The sequence below is a fragment of the Mesorhizobium sp. USDA 4775 genome, from assembly GCF_054062655.1.
Window position 1 is genome coordinate 2,473,093 of record NZ_JBSSFM010000001.1, and the last position, 23,330, is coordinate 2,496,422.

24 protein-coding genes are annotated in these 23,330 nt (G+C 63.3%); 10 read left to right on the top strand and 14 right to left on the bottom strand.

Annotation, left to right across the window (positions count from 1 at the left end; translation table 11 throughout):
• Positions 1 to 209 precede the first annotated feature (209 nt).
• From ehuC to ACVILI_RS11870, 8 genes are all read left to right on the top strand, one after another.
• Complete coding sequence (gene ehuC / locus ACVILI_RS11835; RefSeq protein WP_032929174.1) at positions 210 to 869, top strand: ectoine/hydroxyectoine ABC transporter permease subunit EhuC; 660 nt, start codon at positions 210 to 212, stop codon at positions 867 to 869.
• The gene (ehuD, locus tag ACVILI_RS11840) at positions 869 to 1,528 is read left to right on the top strand and encodes an ectoine/hydroxyectoine ABC transporter permease subunit EhuD (RefSeq protein WP_038645094.1); all 660 of its coding nucleotides are present in this window, start codon (positions 869 to 871) and stop codon (positions 1,526 to 1,528) included. The genes ehuC and ehuD overlap by 1 nt, the downstream gene beginning before the upstream one ends.
• 3 nt (positions 1,529 to 1,531) lie before the next feature.
• Positions 1,532 to 2,311, top strand: coding sequence for an ectoine utilization protein EutA (gene eutA, locus ACVILI_RS11845; RefSeq protein WP_038645096.1), 780 nt, complete (start codon positions 1,532 to 1,534; stop codon positions 2,309 to 2,311).
• Between the two features lie 5 nt (positions 2,312 to 2,316).
• Positions 2,317 to 3,303 (top strand): hydroxyectoine utilization dehydratase EutB, encoded by a 987-nt coding sequence (gene eutB, locus ACVILI_RS11850; protein WP_038652265.1) that lies wholly within the window; start codon positions 2,317 to 2,319, stop codon positions 3,301 to 3,303.
• On the top strand, positions 3,300 to 4,292 hold the full coding sequence (locus ACVILI_RS11855) for a cyclodeaminase (RefSeq protein ID WP_038645098.1): 993 nt from the start codon (positions 3,300 to 3,302) through the stop codon (positions 4,290 to 4,292). Before eutB ends, ACVILI_RS11855 begins: the two co-directional genes overlap by 4 nt.
• Before the next feature lie 134 nt (positions 4,293 to 4,426).
• A complete protein-coding gene (doeA, locus tag ACVILI_RS11860; RefSeq protein WP_038645100.1) occupies positions 4,427 to 5,605 on the top strand; it encodes an ectoine hydrolase DoeA in 1,179 nt (392 codons plus the stop codon).
• 5 nt (positions 5,606 to 5,610) lie between these two features.
• Positions 5,611 to 6,612, top strand: coding sequence for a N(2)-acetyl-L-2,4-diaminobutanoate deacetylase DoeB (doeB, locus tag ACVILI_RS11865; RefSeq protein ID WP_027046568.1), 1,002 nt, complete (start codon positions 5,611 to 5,613; stop codon positions 6,610 to 6,612).
• Positions 6,613 to 6,825: 213 nt separating this feature from the next.
• Positions 6,826 to 7,947: an acyltransferase family protein gene (locus ACVILI_RS11870; RefSeq protein WP_019856701.1), complete on the top strand. Its 1,122-nt coding sequence runs from the start codon at positions 6,826 to 6,828 to the stop codon at positions 7,945 to 7,947.
• Between the two features lie 372 nt (positions 7,948 to 8,319).
• Here the strand turns inward: ACVILI_RS11870 and ACVILI_RS11875 are convergent, their stop codons facing one another.
• The 8 genes from ACVILI_RS11875 to ACVILI_RS11910 form a co-directional block, all read right to left on the bottom strand.
• Positions 8,320 to 8,775 (bottom strand): MaoC/PaaZ C-terminal domain-containing protein, encoded by a 456-nt coding sequence (locus tag ACVILI_RS11875; protein ID WP_027046569.1) that lies wholly within the window; start codon positions 8,773 to 8,775, stop codon positions 8,320 to 8,322.
• Entirely contained in the window at positions 8,772 to 9,848 is a 1,077-nt protein-coding gene (locus ACVILI_RS11880) for a Gfo/Idh/MocA family protein (protein WP_019856704.1), read from the bottom strand. Before ACVILI_RS11880 ends, ACVILI_RS11875 begins: the two co-directional genes overlap by 4 nt.
• Positions 9,841 to 10,170 (bottom strand): L-rhamnose mutarotase, encoded by a 330-nt coding sequence (locus ACVILI_RS11885; RefSeq protein ID WP_019856705.1) that lies wholly within the window; start codon positions 10,168 to 10,170, stop codon positions 9,841 to 9,843. Before ACVILI_RS11885 ends, ACVILI_RS11880 begins: the two co-directional genes overlap by 8 nt.
• A gap of 9 nt (positions 10,171 to 10,179) precedes the next feature.
• Positions 10,180 to 11,292, bottom strand: coding sequence for a mandelate racemase/muconate lactonizing enzyme family protein (locus ACVILI_RS11890; RefSeq protein WP_019856706.1), 1,113 nt, complete (start codon positions 11,290 to 11,292; stop codon positions 10,180 to 10,182).
• Between the two features lie 3 nt (positions 11,293 to 11,295).
• Positions 11,296 to 12,393 carry an ABC transporter ATP-binding protein gene (locus tag ACVILI_RS11895; RefSeq protein WP_019856707.1) on the bottom strand — a complete coding sequence of 366 codons (1,098 nt, stop codon included), beginning with the start codon at positions 12,391 to 12,393 and terminating at the stop codon, positions 11,296 to 11,298.
• A 4-nt stretch (positions 12,394 to 12,397) separates the two neighbouring features.
• Entirely contained in the window at positions 12,398 to 13,264 is an 867-nt protein-coding gene (locus ACVILI_RS11900; RefSeq protein ID WP_038645102.1) for a carbohydrate ABC transporter permease, read from the bottom strand.
• Entirely contained in the window at positions 13,264 to 14,160 is an 897-nt protein-coding gene (locus ACVILI_RS11905; protein WP_240564873.1) for a carbohydrate ABC transporter permease, read from the bottom strand. The genes ACVILI_RS11900 and ACVILI_RS11905 overlap by 1 nt, the downstream gene beginning before the upstream one ends.
• Before the next feature lie 126 nt (positions 14,161 to 14,286).
• Positions 14,287 to 15,606 carry an ABC transporter substrate-binding protein gene (locus ACVILI_RS11910; RefSeq protein WP_019856710.1) on the bottom strand — a complete coding sequence of 440 codons (1,320 nt, stop codon included), beginning with the start codon at positions 15,604 to 15,606 and terminating at the stop codon, positions 14,287 to 14,289.
• 169 nt (positions 15,607 to 15,775) lie between these two features.
• On the opposite strand from ACVILI_RS11910, the gene ACVILI_RS11915 reads away from it, so the two are divergent.
• Together ACVILI_RS11915 and ACVILI_RS11920 are read left to right on the top strand one after the other, a co-directional pair.
• A complete protein-coding gene (locus ACVILI_RS11915) occupies positions 15,776 to 16,561 on the top strand; it encodes an IclR family transcriptional regulator (protein WP_019856711.1) in 786 nt (261 codons plus the stop codon).
• Positions 16,562 to 16,624: 63 nt separating this feature from the next.
• Entirely contained in the window at positions 16,625 to 17,464 is an 840-nt protein-coding gene (locus tag ACVILI_RS11920; protein ID WP_038645104.1) for an amidohydrolase family protein, read from the top strand.
• 63 nt (positions 17,465 to 17,527) lie between these two features.
• Here the strand turns inward: ACVILI_RS11920 and ACVILI_RS11925 are convergent, their stop codons facing one another.
• From ACVILI_RS11925 to ACVILI_RS11950, 6 genes are all read right to left on the bottom strand, one after another.
• Entirely contained in the window at positions 17,528 to 18,673 is a 1,146-nt protein-coding gene (locus tag ACVILI_RS11925; RefSeq protein WP_038652268.1) for an extracellular solute-binding protein, read from the bottom strand.
• A gap of 14 nt (positions 18,674 to 18,687) precedes the next feature.
• Positions 18,688 to 19,848 (bottom strand): CaiB/BaiF CoA transferase family protein, encoded by a 1,161-nt coding sequence (locus ACVILI_RS11930; RefSeq protein WP_038652271.1) that lies wholly within the window; start codon positions 19,846 to 19,848, stop codon positions 18,688 to 18,690.
• 2 nt (positions 19,849 to 19,850) lie between these two features.
• Positions 19,851 to 20,402 (bottom strand): MaoC family dehydratase, encoded by a 552-nt coding sequence (locus tag ACVILI_RS11935; RefSeq protein WP_038645105.1) that lies wholly within the window; start codon positions 20,400 to 20,402, stop codon positions 19,851 to 19,853.
• A 364-nt stretch (positions 20,403 to 20,766) separates the two neighbouring features.
• Positions 20,767 to 21,705 carry a TIM44-like domain-containing protein gene (locus ACVILI_RS11940; RefSeq protein ID WP_457102450.1) on the bottom strand — a complete coding sequence of 313 codons (939 nt, stop codon included), beginning with the start codon at positions 21,703 to 21,705 and terminating at the stop codon, positions 20,767 to 20,769.
• A 62-nt stretch (positions 21,706 to 21,767) separates the two neighbouring features.
• Positions 21,768 to 22,061, bottom strand: a complete 294-nt coding sequence (locus tag ACVILI_RS11945) for a TFIIB-type zinc ribbon-containing protein (RefSeq protein WP_019856716.1) — start codon at positions 22,059 to 22,061, stop codon at positions 21,768 to 21,770.
• Between the two features lie 193 nt (positions 22,062 to 22,254).
• Positions 22,255 to 23,244, bottom strand: a complete 990-nt coding sequence (locus ACVILI_RS11950; RefSeq protein ID WP_038645107.1) for a zinc-dependent alcohol dehydrogenase family protein — start codon at positions 23,242 to 23,244, stop codon at positions 22,255 to 22,257.
• Between the last annotated feature and the right edge of the window lie 86 nt (positions 23,245 to 23,330).

Below are 23,330 nucleotides of genomic sequence, written 5' to 3' on the forward strand. Positions count from 1 at the left end.
TCCTTCTTCCCGTTTCACGGGGAGAAGGTGTCACGAAGTGACGGATGAGGGGCGGCGCCAAGTTTGGAGAAGCTGGAGCCGCCCCTCATCTGCCTGCCGGCTTTCGTCGCTCGAAAAGCCAAGCAATTGGCTTTTCGCCCGCTACGCGGACCGCTCCTCAACTCGCCGTGAACGGGGAGAAGGGGCTAAAATGGAACGTTGGAACCTAGATGACCCAGTGGTCCGGCTATCTCGGCCTGATATTGCAGGGAGCGCTTGTCACCATCGAGCTGACGCTGATGGGGTCGGTGCTTGCCCTGATCATGGCCTTTCTGGCCGGCATGGGACGGCTGTCGCGCTTCTTCGCACTGAGGGCGCTCGCCACCGCTTATATCGAATTCTTCCGCGGCACCTCGATCTTCGTGCAGCTGTTCTTCGCCTATTTCGTGCTCCCGCTGATTGGTCTCGAACTGACCCCGCTGCAGGCCGGCGTGCTGGCGCTGGGCCTGAACGTCGGCGCCTATGCCGCCGAAGTGGTGCGCGGCGCCGTTCAGTCGATCGGCCGCGAACAGCATGAGGCCTGCATCGCGCTCAATCTCGGCCGCTGGCAAGGCCTGCGCCATGTCATCCTGCCGCAGGCCTTTCTAGTGATGCTGCCGACCTTCGGCAACAACGCCATCGAACTGCTCAAGGCCACCTCCGTGGTCTCGCTGATCTCGCTCGCCGACCTGACCTTCCAGGCGCAGGTGGTGCGCGCCCAGACCGGCAACACGATGGTGCCTTTCGCCACCATCCTGGTCATCTACTTCGTCCTTGCACTGCTCATTTCTTGGGGCGTGCGCTCGCTGGAACGCCGCATGGCGCGCGGCCTCGATGGGGTGCGCGTCTGATGGAGTGGGACTGGGATTTCGTATGGCAGATCATGCCGACGCTGATCCAGGGGGTGAAGATCACCATCCTGGCGACGCTGCTCGGCTCGGTGCTGGCGGCGATCGTCGGGCTGGGGATCGCGCTTGCGCGCCGCTCGCCCAACAAGGCGTTGTCGCGTACTGTCGGCTGGGCGGCCGAGTTCATCCGCGGCACACCGCTTCTGGTGCAGCTCTATTTCATCTTCTACGTGCTGCCCGACATCGGCATCCTGCTGCCGCCGCTGGTCGCTGGTGTCATCGGGCTCGGGCTGCACTACGGAACCTACACGGCGGAGGTCTACCGCGCCGGCATCGACAATGTACCGCGTGGCCAGTGGGAGGCCGCCAAGGCCTGCAATCTCAGCGCCCGGCAAACCTGGACGCACATCATCATCCCTCAGGCCATCCCGCCGATGATCCCGGCACTGGCCAATTATTTCATTGCCATGTTCAAGGAGACGCCGTTGCTCTCGGCGATCACCGTGCTGGAGCTGATGAACCAGGCCAAAAGCGTCGCCAACACCTATTATCGTTACATCGAGCCGATCACGCTGGTCGGCGCCTTCTTCCTCGCCATCAGCCTTTGTTCGGTCGTGCTGCTGCGCTGGCTGGAACGCCGTTACGGCAAGATCGAGAGGTAGCCGATGAAACCCTTGCCCGAGATCAAGGTCTATCCCAGTCGGCCATCACTCGATGAGCGTCCGCTCGACAAGCGCGTCGGCCTGATCATCCTGGCCACGGATCACACCAGCGAACCGGATTTTCGCCGCATGGTGGCGAGCGAACGCATCGGCGTCTATGTCGCGCGCATTCCCTATGCCAATCCGACGACGCCGGAAAATCTGCGCAAGATGCAGCCGGCGCTGACGGCGGGTGCTGCCCTGATCCTGCCCGACGAGAAGCTCGAGGCCGTCTGCTACTCCTGTACGTCGGCCTCGGTGGTGATCGGCGATGCCGAGATCGAGACGGCGATCCAGGCGGCCAAGCCTGGCGTTCCCGTGGTCACCCCGCCAATGGCCGGCATGCGCGGGCTGAATGCCTTCGGCGTGCGCCGGATCAGCATTCTGACCCCCTACACGGTCGAAACCTCCAGGCCGATGGCGGCCTATTTCGCGGCGCGTGGTTTCGAGATCGCCAGCTTCACCTGTCTCGGTTTCGAGGACGATCGCGAGATGGCGCGCATCCCGCCGACAGCCCTTGTCGATCTCGCGCGCCAGGCGACCCACCCGCAGGCCGATGCCCTGTTTGTGTCCTGTACAGCGCTGCGCGGCGCGCTTGAGGTCACCGGCATGGAACAGGCCATCGGCCGTCCCGTTGTTACCAGCAATCAGGCGACCGCCTGGAACTGCTTGCGCCTTTGCGGCGACGAGACAGCCCATCCTGAATTCGGCCGTCTGATGACGCTGCCGTTGCCGCGCGATTGATGATCATGAGACAGGTTACGCTTGAGCATATTCGAGCCGCGCGTGAGCGTATTGCCGGCAAGGTCGAGCGTACGCCGACCGTGCTTTCTTCGAGTCTTTCCGAACAGCTGGGCGCACAGGTTCACCTCAAGCTCGAACACCGGCAGACCACCGGCAGCTTCAAATTGCGCGGCGCTTCGAATGCCATCGCTTCGCTCCGTGCTGACGAAAAGGCGCGCGGTGTTGTCGCGGCCTCGACCGGCAATCACGGTCGCGCGCTGGCGCATGCGGCGAAGCTCGAAGGCATGCGCGCGGTGATCTGCATGTCGCGGCTGGTGCCGCAGAACAAGCTGGACGAAATCCGTCGGCTCGGCGCCGAGGTGCGCATTGTCGGCAACAGCCAGGACGACGCCCAGCAGGAGGTCGAGCGGCTGGTGGCGGAGGAGGGGCTGGTGATGCTGCCGCCCTTCGACCATCCCGCCATCATCGCCGGGCAAGGCACGCTCGGGCTGGAGATGATCGAGCAGGTCCCGGAGGCCGGTCTCGTGCTGGTGCAGCTTTCCGGCGGCGGCTTGGCCTCAGGCGTGGCCGCAGCCGTCAAGGGTGTCAGCCCCGGCACGAAAGTCATCGGCGTTTCGATGGCGCGGGGTGCTGCGATGAAAGCGAGCCTCGATGCCGGCCGGCCTGTCCTGGTGGAGGAACTGCCGACGCTGGCGGATTCGCTTGGTGGTGGTATCGGCCTCGACAATAGGCTGACCTTCGCCATGTGCCGGGACCTGCTCGACGAAATCATCCTGCTCGGCGAGGACGAGATCGCCGCCGGCGTCCGCCACGCCTATGCGCAGGAGCGCGAGATCGTCGAGGGCGCCGGCGCGGTCGGCATCGCAGCGCTGCTCGCCGGCAAGGTCAAGGCGAAAGGGCAGGTGGTCGTACTTCTCTCCGGCCGGAACATCGACATGAACGCGCACCGCAGGATCGTCTGCGGCGAGGCAATCGGGGAGCGCGCCGCATGAGCCGTATGATGATTCTGACCGAAGCAGAACTGCGCAAGATCGTAACGCTCGATCTCGACGCGGTCGCTTGCATCGAGAACGCTTTTCGCGCGCTCGCCACTCTGCCCGTGGCGATGCCGCCGATCCTGCGGCTCGACATTCCCGAGCGTCGCGGCGAGGTCGACGTGAAGTCCGCTTATGTGCCCGGTATCGACGGCTTCGCCGTGAAGATCAGCTCCGGCTTCTTCGACAATCCAAAGCTCGGCCTGCCGAGCGGTGGCGGCATGATGGTGCTGCTTTCGGCAAAGACCGGTGTGGTCGAGGCGCTGCTGCTCGACAATGGCTACCTGACCGATGTCCGCACCGCTGCAGCAGGCGCGGTCGCGGCGAAGCATCTCTCGCGCGAAGACGCCACCGTGGCAGCAATCTTCGGCGCCGGTTTGCAGGCAGGTCTGCAACTGGAAGCACTGCGCCTTGTCAGGCCGATCGCCGAAGCCCGCATCTGGGCGCGCGACGCCGCCAAGGCCGAAGTCACCGCTGCCCGCTTGCGCGAAAGACTGGGCATTGTCGTGCGCGCCGAGCCCGATGCAGCAAATGCCGTTGTCGGCGCCGACATCATCGTCACCACCACGCCGTCGACGGAGCCGCTGATCAAGGCAGGCTTCATTTCGGCCGGCCAGCACATCACCGCCATGGGCTCGGACGCCGAACACAAGAACGAGGTCGCGCCGGCCATCCTGCGCATGGCCGATCTCTACGTCGCCGACAGCGCGCGCCAGACGCGGCGTCTGGGCGAACTGCATCATGCCATCGCGGCAGGGGTGATGGCCGCCGATGAAGAAGTGACCGAACTCGGCCAGATCATCGCCGGCGAACGACACGGGAGACGTTCGGCCAGCGATATCACCATCGCCGATCTGACCGGCACCGGCGTGCAGGACACCGCGATCGCCACGCTCGCCCGCGACCGCGCGCGGGCGGCTAATGCCGGAACCATTTTTGAAAGCTGATGCTGGCCGCAAAGCATGATCCGGAAAAGTGGGAACCGGTTTTCCGATCAGATCATGCTCAAGCAAAATTCCTGGAGCCGGGTTCACCGAAGTTGAAACGGGTTCCAGGGCCTAACAAACGAGGACCAAGAACAATGCAACCGAACCTGAAATTCTCGCGCGGCGAATTTGCGGATCGCCTCGCCAAGACGCGGCGAGCCATGGAGGCCAAGGGCGTCGATCTCCTCATCGTCAGCGACCCTTCCAACATGGCCTGGCTGACCGGTTATGACGGCTGGTCCTTCTACGTGCACCAGGCGGTCATCGTGCCGCCGTCGGGCGAGCCCGTCTGGTACGGCCGCGGCCAGGACGCCAACGGTGCCAGGCGCACCGCCTATCTCGCGCAGGACAACATCGTCGGCTACGCCGACCACTATGTGCAGTCGACGGAACGCCATCCGATGGACTTCTTGTCCAGCATGCTCGTCGATCGCGGCTGGGGCAAGCTCACCATCGGCGTCGAGATGGACAATTACTGGTTCTCGGCCGCCGCCTTCGCCTCGTTGCAGAAACATCTGCCCAATGCCCGCTTCGTCGACGCCACCGCGCTGGTCAACTGGCAGCGCGCGGTGAAGAGCCCGACCGAGATCGACTACATGCGTAAGGCCGCCCGCATCGTCGAAGCCATGCACCAGCGCATTTTCGACAGAATAGAGATCGGCATGCGCAAATGCGATCTCGTCGCAGAGATCTATGATGCCGGCACGCGCGGCGTTGACGGTATTGGCGGCGACTATCCGGCGATCGTGCCGCTGCTGCCGTCCGGCGTGGACGCCTCGGCGCCGCATCTGACTTGGGACGACCAGCCGATGAAGCGGGGCGAGGGCACCTTCTTCGAGATCGCCGGCTGCTACAACCGCTACCATTGTCCGCTGTCGCGCACCGTCTTCCTCGGCAAGCCGACGCAGGAATTCCTCGATGCCGAGAAGGCGACGCTGGAAGGCATGGAGGCGGGGCTTGCCGCCGCAAAGCCCGGCAACGCCTGCGAGGACATCGCCAATGCCTTCTTCGCCGTGCTGAAAAGGTATGGCATCGTCAAGGACAACCGCACCGGCTACTCGATAGGTCTGTCCTATCCGCCGGACTGGGGCGAACGCACCATGAGCCTGCGCCCCGGCGACCGCACCGAACTCAAGCCCGGCATGACCTTCCATTTCATGACCGGCCTGTGGCTGGAAACGATGGGGCTGGAGATCACCGAGTCCATCTTGATTACCGAAACCGGTGTAGAGTGCCTGGCCAATGTTCCGCGCAAACTGGTGGTGAAGAATTGAGCCAGATGTCCAGCCTCCGCCCGTCACCGATCACACCGACCGTCGATTTCGGTCGTGACGGCGTCCAGCACGGTTTCCTGCGCCTGCCATACAGCCGCGACGACTCGGCTTGGGGCTCGGTGATGATTCCGATGTGCGTCGTCCGCAACGGCAAGGGACCGACGGCGCTGCTGTCCGGCGGCAATCATGGCGACGAGTATGAAGGGCCGTTGGCGCTCTACGATCTCGCCCGCACGCTCGACCCGAAGCAAGTCAGCGGCACGGTGATCATCGTGCCGGCGATGAACTATCCGGCCTTCCGCGCCGGCACGCGGACCTCGCCAATCGACAAGGGCAACATGAACCGCAGCTTCCCCGGCCGGCCGGACGGCACGGTGACCGAGAAGATCGCCGACTATTTCCAGCGCGAGTTGCTGCCCCGCGCCGACATCGTCTTCGACTTCCACTCCGGGGGAAAGACGCTGGATTTCGTGCCGTTCTGCGCGGCCCACACTCTGCCCGACAAGGCACTGGAGCAGAAAGCCTTCGATGCGGTGGCGGCATTTTCGGCGCCCTTCTCGATGCGCATGATCGAGATCGACTCGGTCGGCATGTACGACACGGCGGCCGAGGAGATGGGCAAGGTCTTCGTCAGCACCGAGCTTGGCGGCGGTGGCACCTCGCGCGCTCAAACGGTGCGGATTGCACGGCGTGGCATTCTCAATGTGCTGCGTCATGCGGGCATTGTTGCTGGGGCGGTCGAGAAGGGCAGAACTCAATGGCTGGATATGCCGTCTGGCGATTGCTTCTCCTTCGCCGAGGAGGACGGCATGATCGAAACCATGGTTGATCTCGGCGAGCCCGTCGAAGAGGGCGCGGTGCTGGCACGGATCCATTCGGTTGGCCGCACGGGCATTGCCCCGCAGGAGATCCGGGCAAAAATGTCGGGTATGCTGGCGGCGCGGCATTTTCCCGGCCTGGTCAAGGCCGGTGACTGCGCGGCGGTGGTCGCCGTGGAGGTCGATTGATCGAAGGCGGCTGCGTCCCGCACGTGCCACGCGGTTTCTGGCGGTTGCGGCTGGCTGCGCCGGACTTTCTCCATTGGATGGAAGTGTAAATTAACGAGAGGCGGGCAAACTAGGCATTGGCAAGCGGGCCCTCGCTCTGCTGCCATCGTTGCGGGCATTGGGACCGCGCGACATTGCGATGATCGTTGAACGCCCGGGCGCCTGGTCTGAATCATGAGATCTTCGACTGGAGAACACTATCCGGCGCTGGACCATGTTCGTGGCCTAGCGGCTTTCCTGGTCTTCACCTGGCATTTCCTCCACCAGTCTCCAGAGGGGCCGGTGCCCTATGGTTTTGTACCTGCCGTGCCCATTTTCAGCCTGCTGGATGAGGGGGTCACCGGCGTTTCATTGTTCATGACGCTCTCCGGCTACCTGTTCGCCAAGCTTCTTGATGGGAAACAGGTCAGCTATCTGCCCTTCTTCGCCAACCGGGCGCTGAGGCTGCTTCCGCTCCTGCTGGCCGTGATAGCCATCGAGGCTTGCCGCGTATCTATGGCGGGCCAGCCCCTGGGCGGCTATTTCACCGACGTCGGGAAGGGGGTGATCTTTCCAACCCTCCCGAACGGCGGCTGGTCGATAACCGTGGAAGCCCACTTCTACATCCTGCTGCCGTTCCTGCTGATGGCGTCCAGACGCTTCCTGTTCGCTCCCTTGCTGTTCATCGCGGCGGCCATTTTGCTGAGGTGCGCACTTTACGTGCACCTCGGCGAGGTACAGTCGGCGGCGGCCTGGACCATCATTGGCCATGCCGATCAGTTCCTGGCCGGCATCCTTGCCTTCCATCTCCGCGCCCATGCGAAGGACCGGCACTGGCTCGCGCTGGCCGTTCTGCTGGCCTTTTCGGGGTTCTTCTGGTGGTTCGATGCCGCGGGAGGGTTTTACCAGCTTGAGCGGTATCCCTCGCCGCATTGGATATGGATCATCCTGCCGACGGTGGAGGCGGCGGCCTATTCGTTTGGGATCGCCTATTACGACACCAGCTTTCCAAGGCAGCGAACAGGCCTGCCGTTCAGGATCCTGGAGAAGGCTGGGGCCTACAGCTATTCGATCTATCTCCTGCACCTGTTCTTCGTCATGCAGTTGGCGGCGTTCATCAACGCGAACATCATGGGCATCAGCAATTTCTACATTGCCTGCCTCTGGTCCTTGCTGTGTTTTCTGGCGACGATCCCGATCGGATATCTCAGCTACACCTGCATCGAAGCGCCATTTCTGCGCCTGCGCATACGGTATGCGGAGCCGGCTGTTGCCGATCCGGTCCTGTTCAAGGATCGGCCGGCCACGGCAGCATAGGCGAACTGCCTGCGCCGGGCAGCGCCCTGCACGAATATTCGACAGAGACCATCGGCTCGGCGCATCTCGCTATCAGCGCTGTCCAGTCTTCAGCGGCGTGTGCCGTACCGTACACGAGGATACTCATATCCAGTTCGCTGGTTTTCCACTACTCTGGAGTCCGCGTGTCAGGGAGCATCGATTGCGTGGGAGGCCGCAGACAGTGGCGGAGCAGGTCGCCAACGTCCTGCGCGAAGCCATTGCCAGCGGAACGCTGAAGGCCGGCACCGCGTTACGCGGCGGCCTGTCGCGAAAATCCTAGTCGGGATGGTCCTGCTGCTCGGGGCTCAAGCGCATCACCGCACGACCGGTTCGTAAGAACCACGCTGTTCTTCAGCTCTGCGCCGGCTTGCGTTCGACGATGTAGATATGATCGGCCGCCAGCACGACCTCGCCGCGCTGGTTGATCACCTCGCAGCGTTCGATCACGCGTCCCGAGCCCGGCCGCTTGGGATCGTCTTCCTTGGCCGTAATGGTGGTGCGCGTGCGGATCGTGTCGCCGATGAACACCGGCTTGATGAAGCGCAGCCGGTCATAGCCATAGGAGAAGGCGACGGGGTTGACGATGCTTGCCGTCAGCCCGATGCCGACCGAGAACACCAGCGTACCATGCGCGATGCGCTGGCCGAACGGCGTCGTCTTCATGTACTCGGCGTCCATGTGGTGCGGGAAGAAATCGCCGGTGTGGCCGGCATGGACGATGAAGTCGGTCTCGGTGATGGTGCGGCCGCTGGTTAGCCGCGAAGAGCCGATTTCATAATCTTCGAAATATTGGATCTGTTCCATCAGGGTCTTTCCGCGATCGGCGTCGCCGGCGCCGCGCTCGATCTATAGGCGGCTTCCACCAGCGCCATGGTGCTCCAGGCGTCCTCGACCGAGCTGACCAGTTCGTCGTCTTCTCCTGATGCGAAGCGCTGGACGTTGGCCATGCGCCCGACGAAGGCGTCGGGGAACCACTCGCCGGCAAGCGGTACCGCGATCCAGTCCGTTGCGCCCTTCGGATGGATTTCCAGAATGTCCGGTTCGCCCCGGGGATAGTCGAGGTTCAGGCCGAGCTTGAGATAGGCCGCCCCCTCGGTGCCGCAGATGCGGAATTCGCAGGCCTGGTGGCGGCGGCCGAACTTGTGGTCGTGGTTGATCGACAGCGCGCAGCGCATGGTGTCGCCATAGTCGAGAATGGCGCTGGTGCGCGTCTGCGCCACCTTGTGGTTGGGATGGCCGAGCGTCTTGGCGTGGACGCCTTTGGGATCGCCGAGCAATTGCCGGATGAGATCGATATAGTGGATCGAGTGCATGGCGATCTCGACGCGCGGCGCCTTGAGCAGGAACTCCCACAACTCCCACGGTGTCGCCAGCGCCAGCCAGGCATCGAAGTCGACGACTTCGCCGAGCCAGCCCCTGGCGATAGCGTCCTTGAGCGCCAGCATCATCGGCGCGAAGCGCAGCTGAAAGTTCACGGCCGCCTTGAGGTTCTTGGCACGGCAGATTTCGAGGATTTCGGTTGCCTCGCCGAGATAGTTGCCCATCGGCTTCTGGATCAATGCGACCGCAGCGTCGGGCAGGGCTTTCAGGATCTCGGCGTGCCGTCCCGGCGGGGTCGCCAGATCGAAGATCGCATCCGGGACGGATGCGGCTTCGTCGACCGAACGGAACGCCGTCATGCCCCATTTGTCGGCCAGGGTTTTCGCCTTGGCCTGGTCGGGATCATAGAGGCCGGCAATCGGAAAGCCGGCTTTGCGATAGGCGGGAAAATGCGCGTCCCCGACGATCGATCCGGCACCGAAAGTGACGATCGGGCGAGGCTTCGAGGGTGTTGGCCAGGACTGGACGAGTAAGGCAGGGTCGAAACCGCCCTCAGTCATAGTGGAAGACCTCGTCCGTGCTGGCCCACCATTCGCCCTCCTTGCGGGTCGTGAGCGGCTCCTGGCATGGTATGCAGACCGACCACCATTCCTGCGTCTTCGGGTCGGCGGCCATCTTGGCCATGTCGGCCGCATAATCGGTGCCGTGATATTCGAAATAGGAGAACAGCAGATTCTCCGGCCGCTTCAGATAGATCGAATAATTCTTGATGTTGCAGGCCGAGATCATGGTCAGCACGTCGGGCCAGACGGCGGCATGCAGGCGGACATACTCCTCGACCTTTTCGGGCTTCAACCCCAGCACCATGCCCATTCGCTGCATATCCGACTCCTACTTCGTGATCGCCGTAGTGAATTCGGCGATGCTCATGGCCTTGACCGCGTCCCAATCCCAGTCGATGCCGATGCCGGGTTCGTCGGGCGCCAGCGCATGCCCATCCTCGATGCGCATATGCTTGCCGGTCAACTGGTCGAGTTGCGGAATGTACTCGACATACCTGCCGTTCTGAACCGCGCAGGTCAAGCTGACATGCAGCTCCATTAGGAAATGCGGGCAGACCGGAATGTCGAAGGCCTCCGCCGCATGGGCGATCTTGAGCCATGGCGTGATGCCGCCGATGCGGCCGACATCGACCTGCACGATCGAGCAGGCGCCTTTCTGCATGTATTCGCGAAAATGGCGGATCGAATAGAGCGATTCGCCAATGGCAATTGGCGTCGGCGTCGAGTTGGACAACCTGATATGGCCGTCAATGTCGTCGGCCGGCAGCGGCTCCTCGATCCAGGCGAGGTCGAGTTCGCGCAGCCGCGCCGCGCGCCGGATCGCCTCGTCGACCGAAAACCCCTGATTGGCGTCGGTCATGATCTCGTAGCCGTCGCCCACGGCCTTGCGCACCGCCGACAGGCGGGCGAGATCCTCCGACCCGTGCGGCCTGCCGATCTTCACTTTCGAGCCACGAAATCCCTTCGCCTTGGCAGCCAGCGCGTCGTCGACAAGTGCTGCGGTCTCGATGTGCAGCCAGCCGCCCTCGGTGGTGTAGAGCGGGCAGCGGTCCTTGGCGCCGCCGGCGAGTTTCCACAGCGGCAGGTTCTGCTTCTTCGCCCTCAGATCCCAGAGCGCCGTATCGATCGCCGCAATGGCGATGGAGGTGATCGCACCGATGGTCGTCGCATGGGTGGCGAATTCGAGATCGTGCCAGATCGCCTCGATCATGTCGGGGTCGCGGCCGATCAGGCGTGGCGCCAGGTGGTCGGACAAGAGCCGCATCACCGACGAACCGCCGGTGCCGATCGTGTAGCTGTAGCCGGTGCCGACCGCGCCGTCGGAATCGGTGATGGTGACGATCGGTGTTTCCTGGCTGACGAAACTCTGGATGGCGTCCGTGCGCTTGACCTTGGGCACAAGGTCCACCATCCGCAGTTCGATTTTCTCGATTCTAGCCATCGGTCAGCTCCGCAATGTCTTTCCGGTCTCGGCGGTGAACAGATGCGCCTGCGACAGGTCGAGGCTCATCGCCACCCGCTCGCCGGAGCGCAACGGGCGCGGGTTCAGCATGCGCGAAACCCAGTCGGTGCCGTTGAACTCGACGAACACCAGCGTCTCGTTGCCGAGCGGTTCGGTGACGGTGATCGGCAGGTCGATCTGATGGACGTCGGCCGCACCGCCGGAGCTGATGCCATGGCCGGTCGGATAGATGTCGTCTGGCCGCAGGCCGAACACGACCTTGTCGCCGGTCGCGACATTGGCCTTGAATTGGGCGGGTAGCGGCAGCTTTTCGCCGCTGGCGAAAACCAGTTGGCCGTCATCGACCGTCGCCTCGTGCAAATTCATCGGCGGCGAACCGATGAAGCCGGCGACGAAGCGTGTCGCCGGGCGGCGGAAGACCTCGTCTGGCGTGCCGACCTGTTCGATATGGCCGTCGCGCATGATGACGATGCGGTCGGCCAGCGTCATTGCCTCGACCTGGTCGTGGGTGACGTAGATCACTGTCGACTGCACCTTGGCATGCAGCTTCTTGATCTCGGTGCGCATCTGCGTCCTGAGCTTGGCGTCGAGGTTGGAAAGCGGCTCGTCGAACAGGAAGACGTCAGGGTCGCGCACGATAGCGCGGCCCATGGCGACACGCTGGCGCTGGCCGCCCGACAGTTGCGACGGGCGGCGGTCGAGCAGCGTGTCGAGGCCCAGGATGGCCGAGGCCTCGGCGACACGGCGTTCCATGTCCTCCTTGGCCGCACCGGCGATCTTCAAGGAGAAGCCAAGGTTTTCGCGCACGGTCATATGCGGATAGAGCGCATAGGACTGGAACACCATCGAGATGTTGCGCGAGCGCGGCGGCAGATCGTTGACGATCCGCCCGCCGATCTCGATCGAGCCGGCGCTGATCTCTTCCAGTCCGGCGATCATGCGCAAAGTCGTCGACTTGCCGCAGCCTGACGGGCCGACCAGCGCGATGAATTCGCGGTCGGCAATATCGAGATCGATGCCATGCACGATCCCGATATTGCCGTAGCGCTTGGTCAGTTTTTTCAGGGAAACCGTTGCCATGGGATCAGCCTTTCACCGCGCCGGAGGTCAGGCCGCCGACAAGGTGTTTCTGGACGATATAGGTGAGGGTGAGTGCGGGAATGATCATCACCACGGCCAGCGCGCACATGCCGCGCCAGTCGATGGTGAATTCGGCCGTGTAGTCGAGCAGGCCGACCGGCAGCGTCTTGGCGCTCACCGAGCGGGTCAGTTGCGAGGCCAGCGCGAACTCGTTCCAGCAGGTCAGGAAGGCAAAGATGGCGGCAGACGCAATGCCCGGCCCGGCGAGCGGGAACTCGACCTGCCAGAAGGCCTGCCAGCGCGTGCAGCCATCGATTTGTGCTGCCTCCGCGAGGTCTTTCGGCACCTGGCGGAAGAAGCCGTCGATCAGCCAGATGGTGAACGGCACGTTGAGCGCGACATAGGCGAGGATCAGCCCGAAATGCGTGTCGATGATGCCGAGCCGCACATAGAGGAAGAACAGCGGCAGCGACAGTGCGATGCCGGGCACCGTGCGCGTCAGCATCAGGCCAAGGAAGACGCTGGATTTGCCGCGGAAGCGGTAGCGCGCGAAGGCATAGCCGCCGGCCATGCCGATGGCCACCGCAATGATCGTCGAGGTCACCGAGATGATCAGCGAGTTGCGGAAATATTCGATGACCGGGATGCCGCCTTTGCCGATGCCCGAGAACATTGCGATGTAAGCGTCGAACGAGATCTCCTGCGGGATCCACACCGGCGGCTTGGCCATGATCTCGACGGTTGGCCGCAGCGACGATAGCACGATCCAGAGGCCGGGCAGGCAGATTGTCAGCATCGCCAGGAACAGGCCGACGCGATGGACGATGCCCAGCAGCCGGCGCTTCAGGCGGGCGGAAGAATTCTCGTCCATCACCACTCCGCGCCGATCTGCGTGCGCGCCGCGGCGAGCTTGTTGAAGAAATAGACGGTGAAGGCGATCGACAGCAGGATCGAGAAATAGGCCATGGCGTTGGCCATCCCCATGCGCCCGTCGCTGTAGGCGGTGCGCGCCACCAGCGTCCACAACAGCTCGGTGCGGCCCGCCGGTCCGCCATCGGTCATGATCTTGACGATGTCATAGGCGCGCGCGACGTCGAGCGAACGGATGGTCATGGCGATATAGGCGAAAGGCATGACGAACGGCCACGTCACATAGCGGAGGGTCTGCCAGGGCGTGCAGCCATCGACCCGCGCGGCCTCGATCGGCTCCTTGGGCATGGCGAGCAGGCCGGCGAGGATCAGGATGGCGAAGATCGCGGTCGACGACCAGATCTCGGCGATCGAGATGGCGATGAAGGCGAGATGGCCCTCGATCAGCCACGGAATGGCGTCCTGCGTGATGCCGAGCGACTGCAGCGCGTTGTTCACCAGGCCGATATTGTCGTTGAACATGAACTTGAACTGGAAGCCGACGAGGATCGGCGAGAACATCATCGGAAACATCATCAGCGTGCGCAGGATGCGCTGGCCGCGCGTCGCCTTCTCGACCAGCATGGCGAGGCCGAGGCCGAGCAGCATTTCGAGATTGAGCGCGATCGTCAGCAGCAGCACCGTGCGCCCGAACGCCCACCAGAAATCGGTGTTGGCCAGGATCGAGAGATAGTTCCGGAAGCCGACGAAGACGAAGAATGTTTCGGGCTTGGTCAGGCGGAACGGTGTGAAGCTGGAATAGAGCGACAGAAGCAGCGGCACGACGACGACCGCGGCCAGCACGATGAAGGCTGGAAGCAGCAGCAGGAATGGCGCCGATGGCTTGAAGCCCTTCATCAGAATCCTGTTGGGTTTTGCATTGCGTGAGCGAGGCGCCGAAAGGCGGTGTGCATCGCGGGGCCTCCGGCGAGACGCGATCGCCTCCCCCATTCATTATGGGGGAGGCGGCCTTGGGAGACGGTTCTAGAGCTTGCCGGCATCCTGCAGGATTTGCGTCGCCTTGGCGGCGGCTTCGTCCAATGCCTGCTTGGGGGTCTTGTCGCCCAGGATCGCCGCCTGAAGTTCGGGATAGACGGCGTTCGAAATCTCGATCCACTCAGGCGTCTGCGGCACGGCGAAGGCGTGCTTGGCTTCTTCCTGGAAGGCAGAGAGAACCTCCTTCTTGTAAGGATCGTTTGCGGCCTGCTTCAGGTCCCAATCCCACACGGCCGTGCGTGTCGGCAGCGGGCCTGCGGCGGCTTCCAGTTTCTGGCTGTCCTCATTGGTCAGCCACCAAACGAGCGAAGCGGCGGCGGCCTTGTTCGGGCAGTTCTCGGTCACCGAGAAACCGTGGAAACCGGACCAGCCGGTGCGCTTGCCGGAAGAACCCTTCGGCGCGACCTTCACGCCGACATTGCCCGCCACCTTGGACGATTTCGGGTCGTTGAAGAAGCCGGCCCAGCCCGGCCAGTCCAGATTGATGGCGACGGTGCCCGAGGCAAAGCCCTGGCCGAGATCGTCCCAGAGATAGTTGGTCGTTCCGGCCGGCACGGCCTTGGCCTTGTAGAGATTGACGAACCAGTCGAGCGCCCGGATGCCGGCCTCCGAGTTGAAGACCGGCTTGCCGTCCTTGTCGAGATACTCGCCGCCCTCGGCGACCACCATCTCGTAGAAGCGGCCATTGATCGCCTCTTCCTTGCCGGCGAACTGCGTGCCGTAGAAATTGGGCGGGTTGGCGAAGAACTCGGCCTGGTCGGTGACTTCCTTCCAACTGTCCGGCGGCACCAGGTCATAGCCGTATTTGGCCTTGAACTTGGTCTTGTTGTCTGCGTTCTCGTAGAGGCTCTTCTGGTAGTAGAGCGCCGAGACGTCGAACTGCGCGCGCGGCAGCATCTCCAGCTTGCCGTCGATGGTTGCCGCCTTGATCGTCGACGGCACGAAGGCGTCGATCTCTTCCTTGGGCAGCAATTTACTGAGGTCTGTGTAGAGGCCGGTATATTGCGGCGCGAAGGACGAATGGTTCCAGCCGACGCACCAGTTGGTGCTGCCAGAGGCGATGTCGGACTTCAACTCCTTGTCGATGTCGAAGCCATTCTTCTTGGTCAGGATGTTGACCTTGGCGCCGGTGGCCTTTTCCCATTCGGGAATGCGCTCATAGAGCTTTTCATATTGCTGGCCGCCGATCAGTTTCACGTCGACGGTGACGCCTTCGAACTTGCCGGGCAGGTCGCCGGCAAGGGCCGTGCCTGCACCAAATGCAAGCACCAATGCGCCGGCGGAGACGCCGGAAAGCAGTCTGTTCATTGGTTTCCTCCCTGGGTGCGCCTTAGCGGCGACCGCAACTTGTCCGCGTGACAAGAAATGCTACATTCATATACAAACAAAACATTCATACGTACGTCAAGGCGAAATTTGTTTCCGCCGGGCGCATTCCTGCGTATATGAAGAATCGATTTCACTGGAGAAATGCCTCATGGATGACAGCGAAGACGAGCGCTACCGCGCGCCGGCGCTCGACAAGGGGCTCGACATTCTTGAGCTGCTGGCCGGCGTGGACGGCGGCCTTACCCAGGCCGAAATCGCCAAGAAACTTGACCGCAGCCCCAACGAATTCTACCGCATGCTCGACCGGCTGGTGCGGCGCGGCTATGTCACAAGGCTGGACGGCGACCGCTATTCACTGACGCTGAAACTTTTCGGCCTGGCGCAGCTGCACGCTCCGGTGCGGCGGCTGGTGTCCTACGCCACACCACTAATGCGCGAACTGGCCGAGACCTCGCAGCAGGCCAACCAACTCGTTGTTTTTGATCGCGGTTCTGCCGTCGTCATCGCCCAGCAGGAGGCACCGAACTACTGGGGCATCTCGATCCGCGTCGGCTCCCACATCAGCCTGTTCGACACCGGTTCGGGCCATGTGCTGCTTGCCTTCCGCTCGCAGGAAGAGCGGCAGATGATGATCTCCGAACACGTCCGCAGCACCGACAAGACGGCGCAATCGGCCGAGTTCTTCACCCGGCTCGACCAGATCCGTGACCGTGGCTACGAGATGATGGCCTCGATGCAGACCGCCGGCGTCTTCAACCTCTCGGCTCCAGTACGCAGCTCCGACGGCAAGGCCATCGCCGCCCTGTCGATCCCTTACATCACCGTGGTCAATGCGCCGTCCGCGCCAGATATCACCAGGACAATCGAACTGCTGCTGGCGACGTGCGAGAAGCTGTCGCATCTGGCTGGCTCGGCTGTAGGGTCGGCTGCATAAATTCTTATTTGAATGAAGAATTCCTCCGTGAGATAATTTGACAAAGAATTTGGAGGAGCTCCAGTGATCATCGATACCCATCTGCATCTCATCGATCGCTCGGCCTTGCGCTATCCCTGGCTTGCCGGGGTGCCGCCGCTCAACCGCGATTTCTCCTACGAGGAATATGCCACCGAGGCGCTGCGTGTCGGCGTCGAGCGCGTGCTGCACATGGAGGTCGATGTCGATCCCGCTGACATTGAAGCCGAGACCGCACGGGTGGAAGGTCTGTCGCGACAGGCCGGCAGCATGCTGGTCGGGGCGATCGCGTCCTGCCGGCCGGAAGATGCTGACTTCCCGGTCTATCTCGAAAGGCAGCGGGCAAATCCTTTCGTCAGGGGTTTCCGCCGTGTGCTCCATGTCGTGCCCGACGATCTGTCGGAGGGCGCGGTGTTTCGCGACAACATCAAGCGGCTTGGCGGTGCCGGCCTGACCTTCGATCTCGTCGTGCTGCCGCACCAGATTCCGAAAGCAATAGCGCTGGCCGACCTCGCACCCGACGTCCAGTTCGTTCTCGACCATTGCGGCGTTCCCGACATCAAGGGCGGCGCCGAGCATCCCTGGCGCGAGCATATGAGCGAGATCGCGCTGCGTCCGAACGTCATGGCCAAGATCTCCGGCGTCGTCGCCTATGCCGATCCCGGCAGCTGGACGGTCGGGACGCTGCGGCCCTATGTCGAGCACACCATCGCTGCGTTCGGCTGGGACCGTGTCGTCTGGGGCAGCGACTGGCCGGTCTGCACGCTCGGTGGCGGCCTGTCGACCTGGGTCGCGGCGACCCACGCGCTGCTTTCCGGCTGCAGCATCGCGGAGCGCGACAGCCTGCTGTCGGGCAATGCCCGCAAGCTCTGGCGGCTGGAATAGGTTGCATTTGCCTCGGCATCTCGCCGGGGCGTAGCCCGGACGTTCTACGCCGTTCGGTTTCGTTCAGGCTCCTCTACCGGCAGCGCCGGACACCTGCGCGGGGGCACTCTCCCGGAACAGGCTGACGAGATCGGCAACCACCTCGGCGGCCCTGTGTCCGGAAGTCATGCCGGACAGGATGCGGTCGGACGCTGCCTGCTGGAACGCCATGTAGCCGTCATGACGCGGCCGCACCCATGCGCCTCCCAGCGTTGCGCGCGTGTCGCGATAGAAATTGCCGGTCGCGGCATTGACGGTGTGGTCTTCCCAGGCGGCAGCATGGCCTGGTTGGCCACCGGCAGCGGCATAGGCGCCGCGCTGCACGTCGCCGCTGGCGACCCAATAGGCAAAGTCGGTCGCAGCCTCCTTCGCCTTGGAAAAGGCTGACACCGCTATGCCGGTGCCGCCGAGCGCCGAGCCGACAGGGCCGTTGGCGCCAACGACCGGGATGTCGGTGAAGGCCAGCCGGCGCGCGCGAAACCCTGATAGCGCATAGGAAGCGTAGCCATAGATCAGCGGCGCGCAGACGATCTGGGAATCGGCTTCCGCCATGCGTTCGGAAACCGCGATCGGATCCATCTCCAAACAGGCCGGTTCGACCAGGCCGGCGATCTCTCGCATCATTTCGAAGACTTGGCTGCCGGCCTCGCTATCGATGAGATCGCGGGACGGATCGGTCACGCAAGCGTGCCCGAGATTGCCGGCAAGCGTGTAGAACACCATCAGCACATGCGGCGGGCGCAGCGGCAAAAGCACGTGTCCTTGCCGGGCGAGGTCGAGCACCTCGCTCCAGCGCGCCGGCGGCGCATCGAGCGCGTCCGGCCGCCATGCCTGGACCTGGCTGGCCGCATCGATCGGAAAGGCCCATTGCCGCCCTTGCCAGGCGTAGCTTGGATAGGACTGGCCGACGCTTCCCGACGCAAGGGCTGCGCGCTCGACCTCGCGGCCGGCGACATCCAGCGGCGCGAGGCAGCGTTCCGCGGTGATCTGGCCGACATGCGGATGGTCGATGACGATCAGATCATAGGCGCGCGCCAGTTCCTCGACCGGGAAGGATTCGAAATCCTGCAGCGAGCGCTTGTCCCAGTCGATGGCGACGCCGGTCTTCTGCTGCCAGAGCGACGAGCAGGCGACCATCGGATCGTAGCCGCGCGGATGGCTCCAGGTCATGCCCTTGAGCGTGGTCACAGGCCGAACTCCTCGCGGATCGCGGCACTGTGCTCGCCGATGCGCGGTGCGGCGCGATCGACCTTGGCCCTGACACCGTCGACCCTGAGCGGCGAACTGGTGGTGAGGATCGAGACATCGTCCTCGCGCGTCACCGTCTGCAGCATGTCGAGCGACTGGAAACCTTCGCTGGCCAGCATCTCCGGCCAGGTCAGCACCTTGGCGCACCAGATGTCGGCCGGCTCGAGAATGGCGAGCCATTCGTCGATGGTTTTGCTGGCGATCCGCTGCGCGATGATCGCCTTGATGTCGTCGCGCGCGGTGAACCAGGAGGCCGGTCTGTCGCGATAAGGCGCCAGCTCATTGAGCGACAGCAGGTCGGCAAGTCTGGGGATCGGCGTCATGGCGATGGCGAGATAGCCGTCCTTGGCCGGATAGACGCCATAGGGCGCCGAGAGATAGGCATGCGCGCTGCGGAAATTGGAGCGGCGTGGCAGCCGGCGGCCGTCATTGAGATGCGTGGTCAGCACCTCGAACTGGAAGTCGACCAACGCTTCCAGGAGGCTGGTTTCGATATGGCTGCCCTGGCCGGTGATGCCGCGCCGCACCAGCGCCGCCAGAATGCCTTGCGCGCAGGCTGCACCCGCCAGCATGTCACCGATCGCAAGGCCGAAGGGCACCGGCCCCTGGTCCTCGTCGCCGTTCAGCCACATCACGCCGGAGCGCGATTGGGCCAGGAGATCCTGGCCGGGCCGCTTGACCCATGGGCCGTCCTCGCCATAGCCGCTGATCGACGCGTAGACGAGCCGCGGGTTGATCTTGCGGACGGCTTCGTAGTCGAGGCCGAGCCGCTCGATGACGCCGGGCCGGAAATTCTGGATAAGCACATCGGCCTTGGCCAGAAGCCCGCGCAGCGCCTCGAGATCGGCCTCGTTCTTCAGGTCGATGGCAAAACTTTCCTTGGCGCGGTTGATGGCGTGGAAGATCGTGGAATCGCCGCCGATCTCGGTGTCGCTGAGATAGAGCCGGCGCGACAGGTCGCCGCCATCCGGACGCTCGATCTTGATGACACGGGCACCGAGATCGAGCAGGCGCAGCGAGCAATAGGGGCCGGACAGGAACTGGCTCATGTCGACGACGGTGAGACCGGCAAGCGGCAATTCGGCGGCTGCCGGCATTTTCATTTCTCCGTCTTGCCGACGAAATCGGCCGGGTTGCGATACTTCACCGTCTGCAGATGCTCGCAATAGAGGACCAGCTCGCCTTCGCCCTTGAACACTTCGTAGCTGGCACGGATCAGCCCCATCTCCTTGTAGCGCGGCGTCTTGTCGAGGTTGGAGCGGATCGAATAGATCGTGTCGCCAATGAAGACGGGCTTTATGAAACGGAGCTTGTCATAGCCATAGGAAAAGGCGTTGACGCAGTTGGTGGCGACCAGCCCCAGCCCCGCCGAAAAGACGAAAGCACCGGCGATCAGCCGCTTGCCGAAAATGCCTTCGCTTTCGGCGAACATCTGGTCCTGCACATAGGGGTGGATGTCGAGCACCAGCGTGTTGAAGAGATGGCTGTCGCCTTCCGCCATCGTGCGCCGCAACGACCGAATTTTCTGGCCGACCGGCCAGTCCTCGTAGAACCAGTTCTCGGCGTTCCACACTGGCAGTGCCGCGTGCGCCTCAGGCATGTTTTTGGGGTAGGTCGATGCGATGCCGACGGTGGGCGCGAAGTCGTTCATGGCTGGCTCCGGCAGTCTCGCAGGAGGCTTAGGTCAGCCATTTGAACACGCCTCAAAGCGCCGGACTGCATGACGTCTCCTCCCGCCAATCTTCTTTTGTAAATAGTATTTTCACATATGGGATTACGTTGCAAGCGAGGGCGGGGCGAATTTTTCCCAATCCCGCGCGCTCACGCGCGGGCAGGCGGGGGGAAATCATGAAAAAGGATTGCCTGGTCTTTGTCGGCCGCCTGAACCGGGAGGCGCCTTATTTCAGCGCGCAGGCGTGCTGACGGACATCGGACGCACCATCGAGATCGGCACGCCGATGTGCGTCAGGATCGTGCGCTGAGGCGCTACCGACGCACCCGTACGATGGTCGGGCTCAGGCCTGTTGGATTGCCGAGAGCTTCCAGTTCGAGCCATTCTGACGCGTAAATGTCCACAGCTCGGTCGTCTCTGTCGGATGGTTCTCGTCGCCCTCGACAACCTTGCCGCTGGCCCGCTCGCGCATCACGTCGCGAGACTCGTAGCGCAACGCGGCCGTGGCGTAGTCGCGGTCATCCTCGCGCCAGCTTTCCGCGATGTCGGCCTGCAGCAAGGTGATATCGGAGACCTCGTTCCTGAGACCTTTCTGGGCATTGTCGGCCAGCTCTTCCGAGAGATAGGACACCATTTCGGGCGTCGTCGCCCGGCGCAGGGCGGCATGGTCTTCGTCGAGGTCGCTCTGAGCCAGTGTGATCTCCTCCGAGACGTCAGCCGGTGAGCCTCCGCCCGAACCACCGCCAAAGCCGGGAATTGTGAACGAGCTTGCCTGCTGCTGCGCCGCAGCACGGTTCTCAAATCGCGACGCCTGGGCATTGCCGGCACCGGCCAGCGCCGGGGCAGGGCCCTGCGCCGACTGCGAGCGGAAGAAGCGGATGGCCAGCATGATCGCGCCACCGATGAGCAGGGCTTGGAGCAGGAAGCCGAACATGCCGGCCAGACCACCGAAGCCTTGGCCCAGGAGCAGGCCGATCAGGCCGCCGATCAGCAGGCCGCGCATCATCGTTCCACCGAAGCCGCTCATGAAGCCGGGCCTCTGCAGGCCGGCCTGCGGCTGCCGGGCGGCAGAGTTCACACCGGTGTTGGGTGTCATCGAACGCTCGACCGGAGCGGTCGGCGCCGGCGCCGTCCTCGTTGGCGGTGCCGACTGGAACGTGCGCGTGCCGCGACTGCCGAAACTGCCGCCACGCCGAGCCTCGGCATGATCGATCGCGACCATGGAGAATGCGAGGAACAGTCCGGCGAACAGGGCTGCAAATCGGCTGGTGCGAGACATCATCGGAGATGAACCTTTATCGGTATGGTTTTGGAAATTTTAAGCAGGTGCCGGGCGCCATGCGGTCAATCGAACAATTCTTCGAAGAAGGATTTCTTCCGCTTGGGGTAGCGGTGGCCCTGCGAGCGCGAATAATCGTCATCGCGGCCGTGTTGCGGCTGGGAGAAGGCTGCCGGCTGTGGCTGCGCCGCAGGCGACGCTTCCCTGCCGGAACGCTCGATGATCTTGTCGAGTTCGCCTCGATCAAGCCAGACGCCACGGCACTGCGGACAATAGTCGATCTCGATACCCTGGCGTTCGCTCATCACGAGCGCGACGCGGCAGGAGGGGCAAACCAAACCAAGGAGGGAAGATGTCATACGGGGCTCCAAACCGAAAGGATTGAGCCCGCTTGACCGAAAAAGGTGGAAACGGGCCCGTTAAAGCGGTCCGACATCACAATCACCAGAAGCGATCGTCAGAGGGGCCCGGCCCGCACCACACAGTTAGGAATGCCGAGCCAGGCCTTCAAGGGCGATATTGCCGGAATGATTTGTTCGCCGCTGCCGTCGCTCAAACCGTTACGATGATCTTGCCGAATTGCTCGTTCGATTCGAGGTAGCGGTGCGCCTCGACGATCTGGTTGAACGCGAAGCTCCGGTCGATGATCGGCCTCAGCGTACCCGTCTCCAGGCCTTCGAGGATGAACGCCTTGGCGACCTCCAGCTTCTCCGGGGTGCCGGTGATTTCGTGCACGAGATAGCCACGCAACGTCAGCGTCTTGCCCAACACGGCAGCCAGAGGGAACGGCGTCGGCTCGGGGCTCAACCCGCCATATTCGATGAGAATGCCGCCCTTTGACATTGCCGCCGTCAGCGGCTCGAAGATCGGACCACCGATTGCATCGAGCACGACGCGCACGCCTTGCGGCCCCGCGATCTCGCTCAGCCGTGCGGCGAGATCCTCCTCGGCCAGGACGACAACCTGCGCCGCTCCGGCATCGAGCAGGGCCTGTTTCTTTACCGATGTTCGCGTCACCGCGATCGCTGTCGCGCCAACCTTGTTGGCAATCTGGAGCGCGGCAAGCCCGACGCTGCTTGAGGCCGCGGTGATGACGACAGCGTCTCCGCTGCTCAGTTTGGCGATATCGATCAGGGCGCCATAGGCGGTGAGATATTGCATCCAGATCGCCGCCGCCGTCTGCCAGTCGAGCGACGATGGGTGCTTGACGATGAGCCTGGCGGGATAGGTGACCAGCTCGCCGTAAGCGGGCCAGCGCACCATCGATTGCGGCGGGATGACGCTGACAGCGTCGCCCGGGGCGAAATCCTTCACGCCTTCGCCTACCGTTTCGACAATGCCTGCCGCTTCCAGCCCGAGCCCGGAGGGCAGGGGCGGAGTCTCGATATAGCTGCCCGCGCGCAGCAGCGCCTCGGCACGGTTGAGTCCGAGCGCCTTGACGCGGATTTGAACCTCACCCGGACGCGGTGGAGTGAGGTCGATATCCTCGATGCGCAGAACTTCGGGACCGCCATGCTGGTGGAAGCGGACAATACGAGCCATTCGGGTTACTCCTAATTATCTGAACCGAATGAGCTATGCAGGCAGAGGCTTCATGGATAAATGGGCGTAGGGATAAAGCAGTAGAA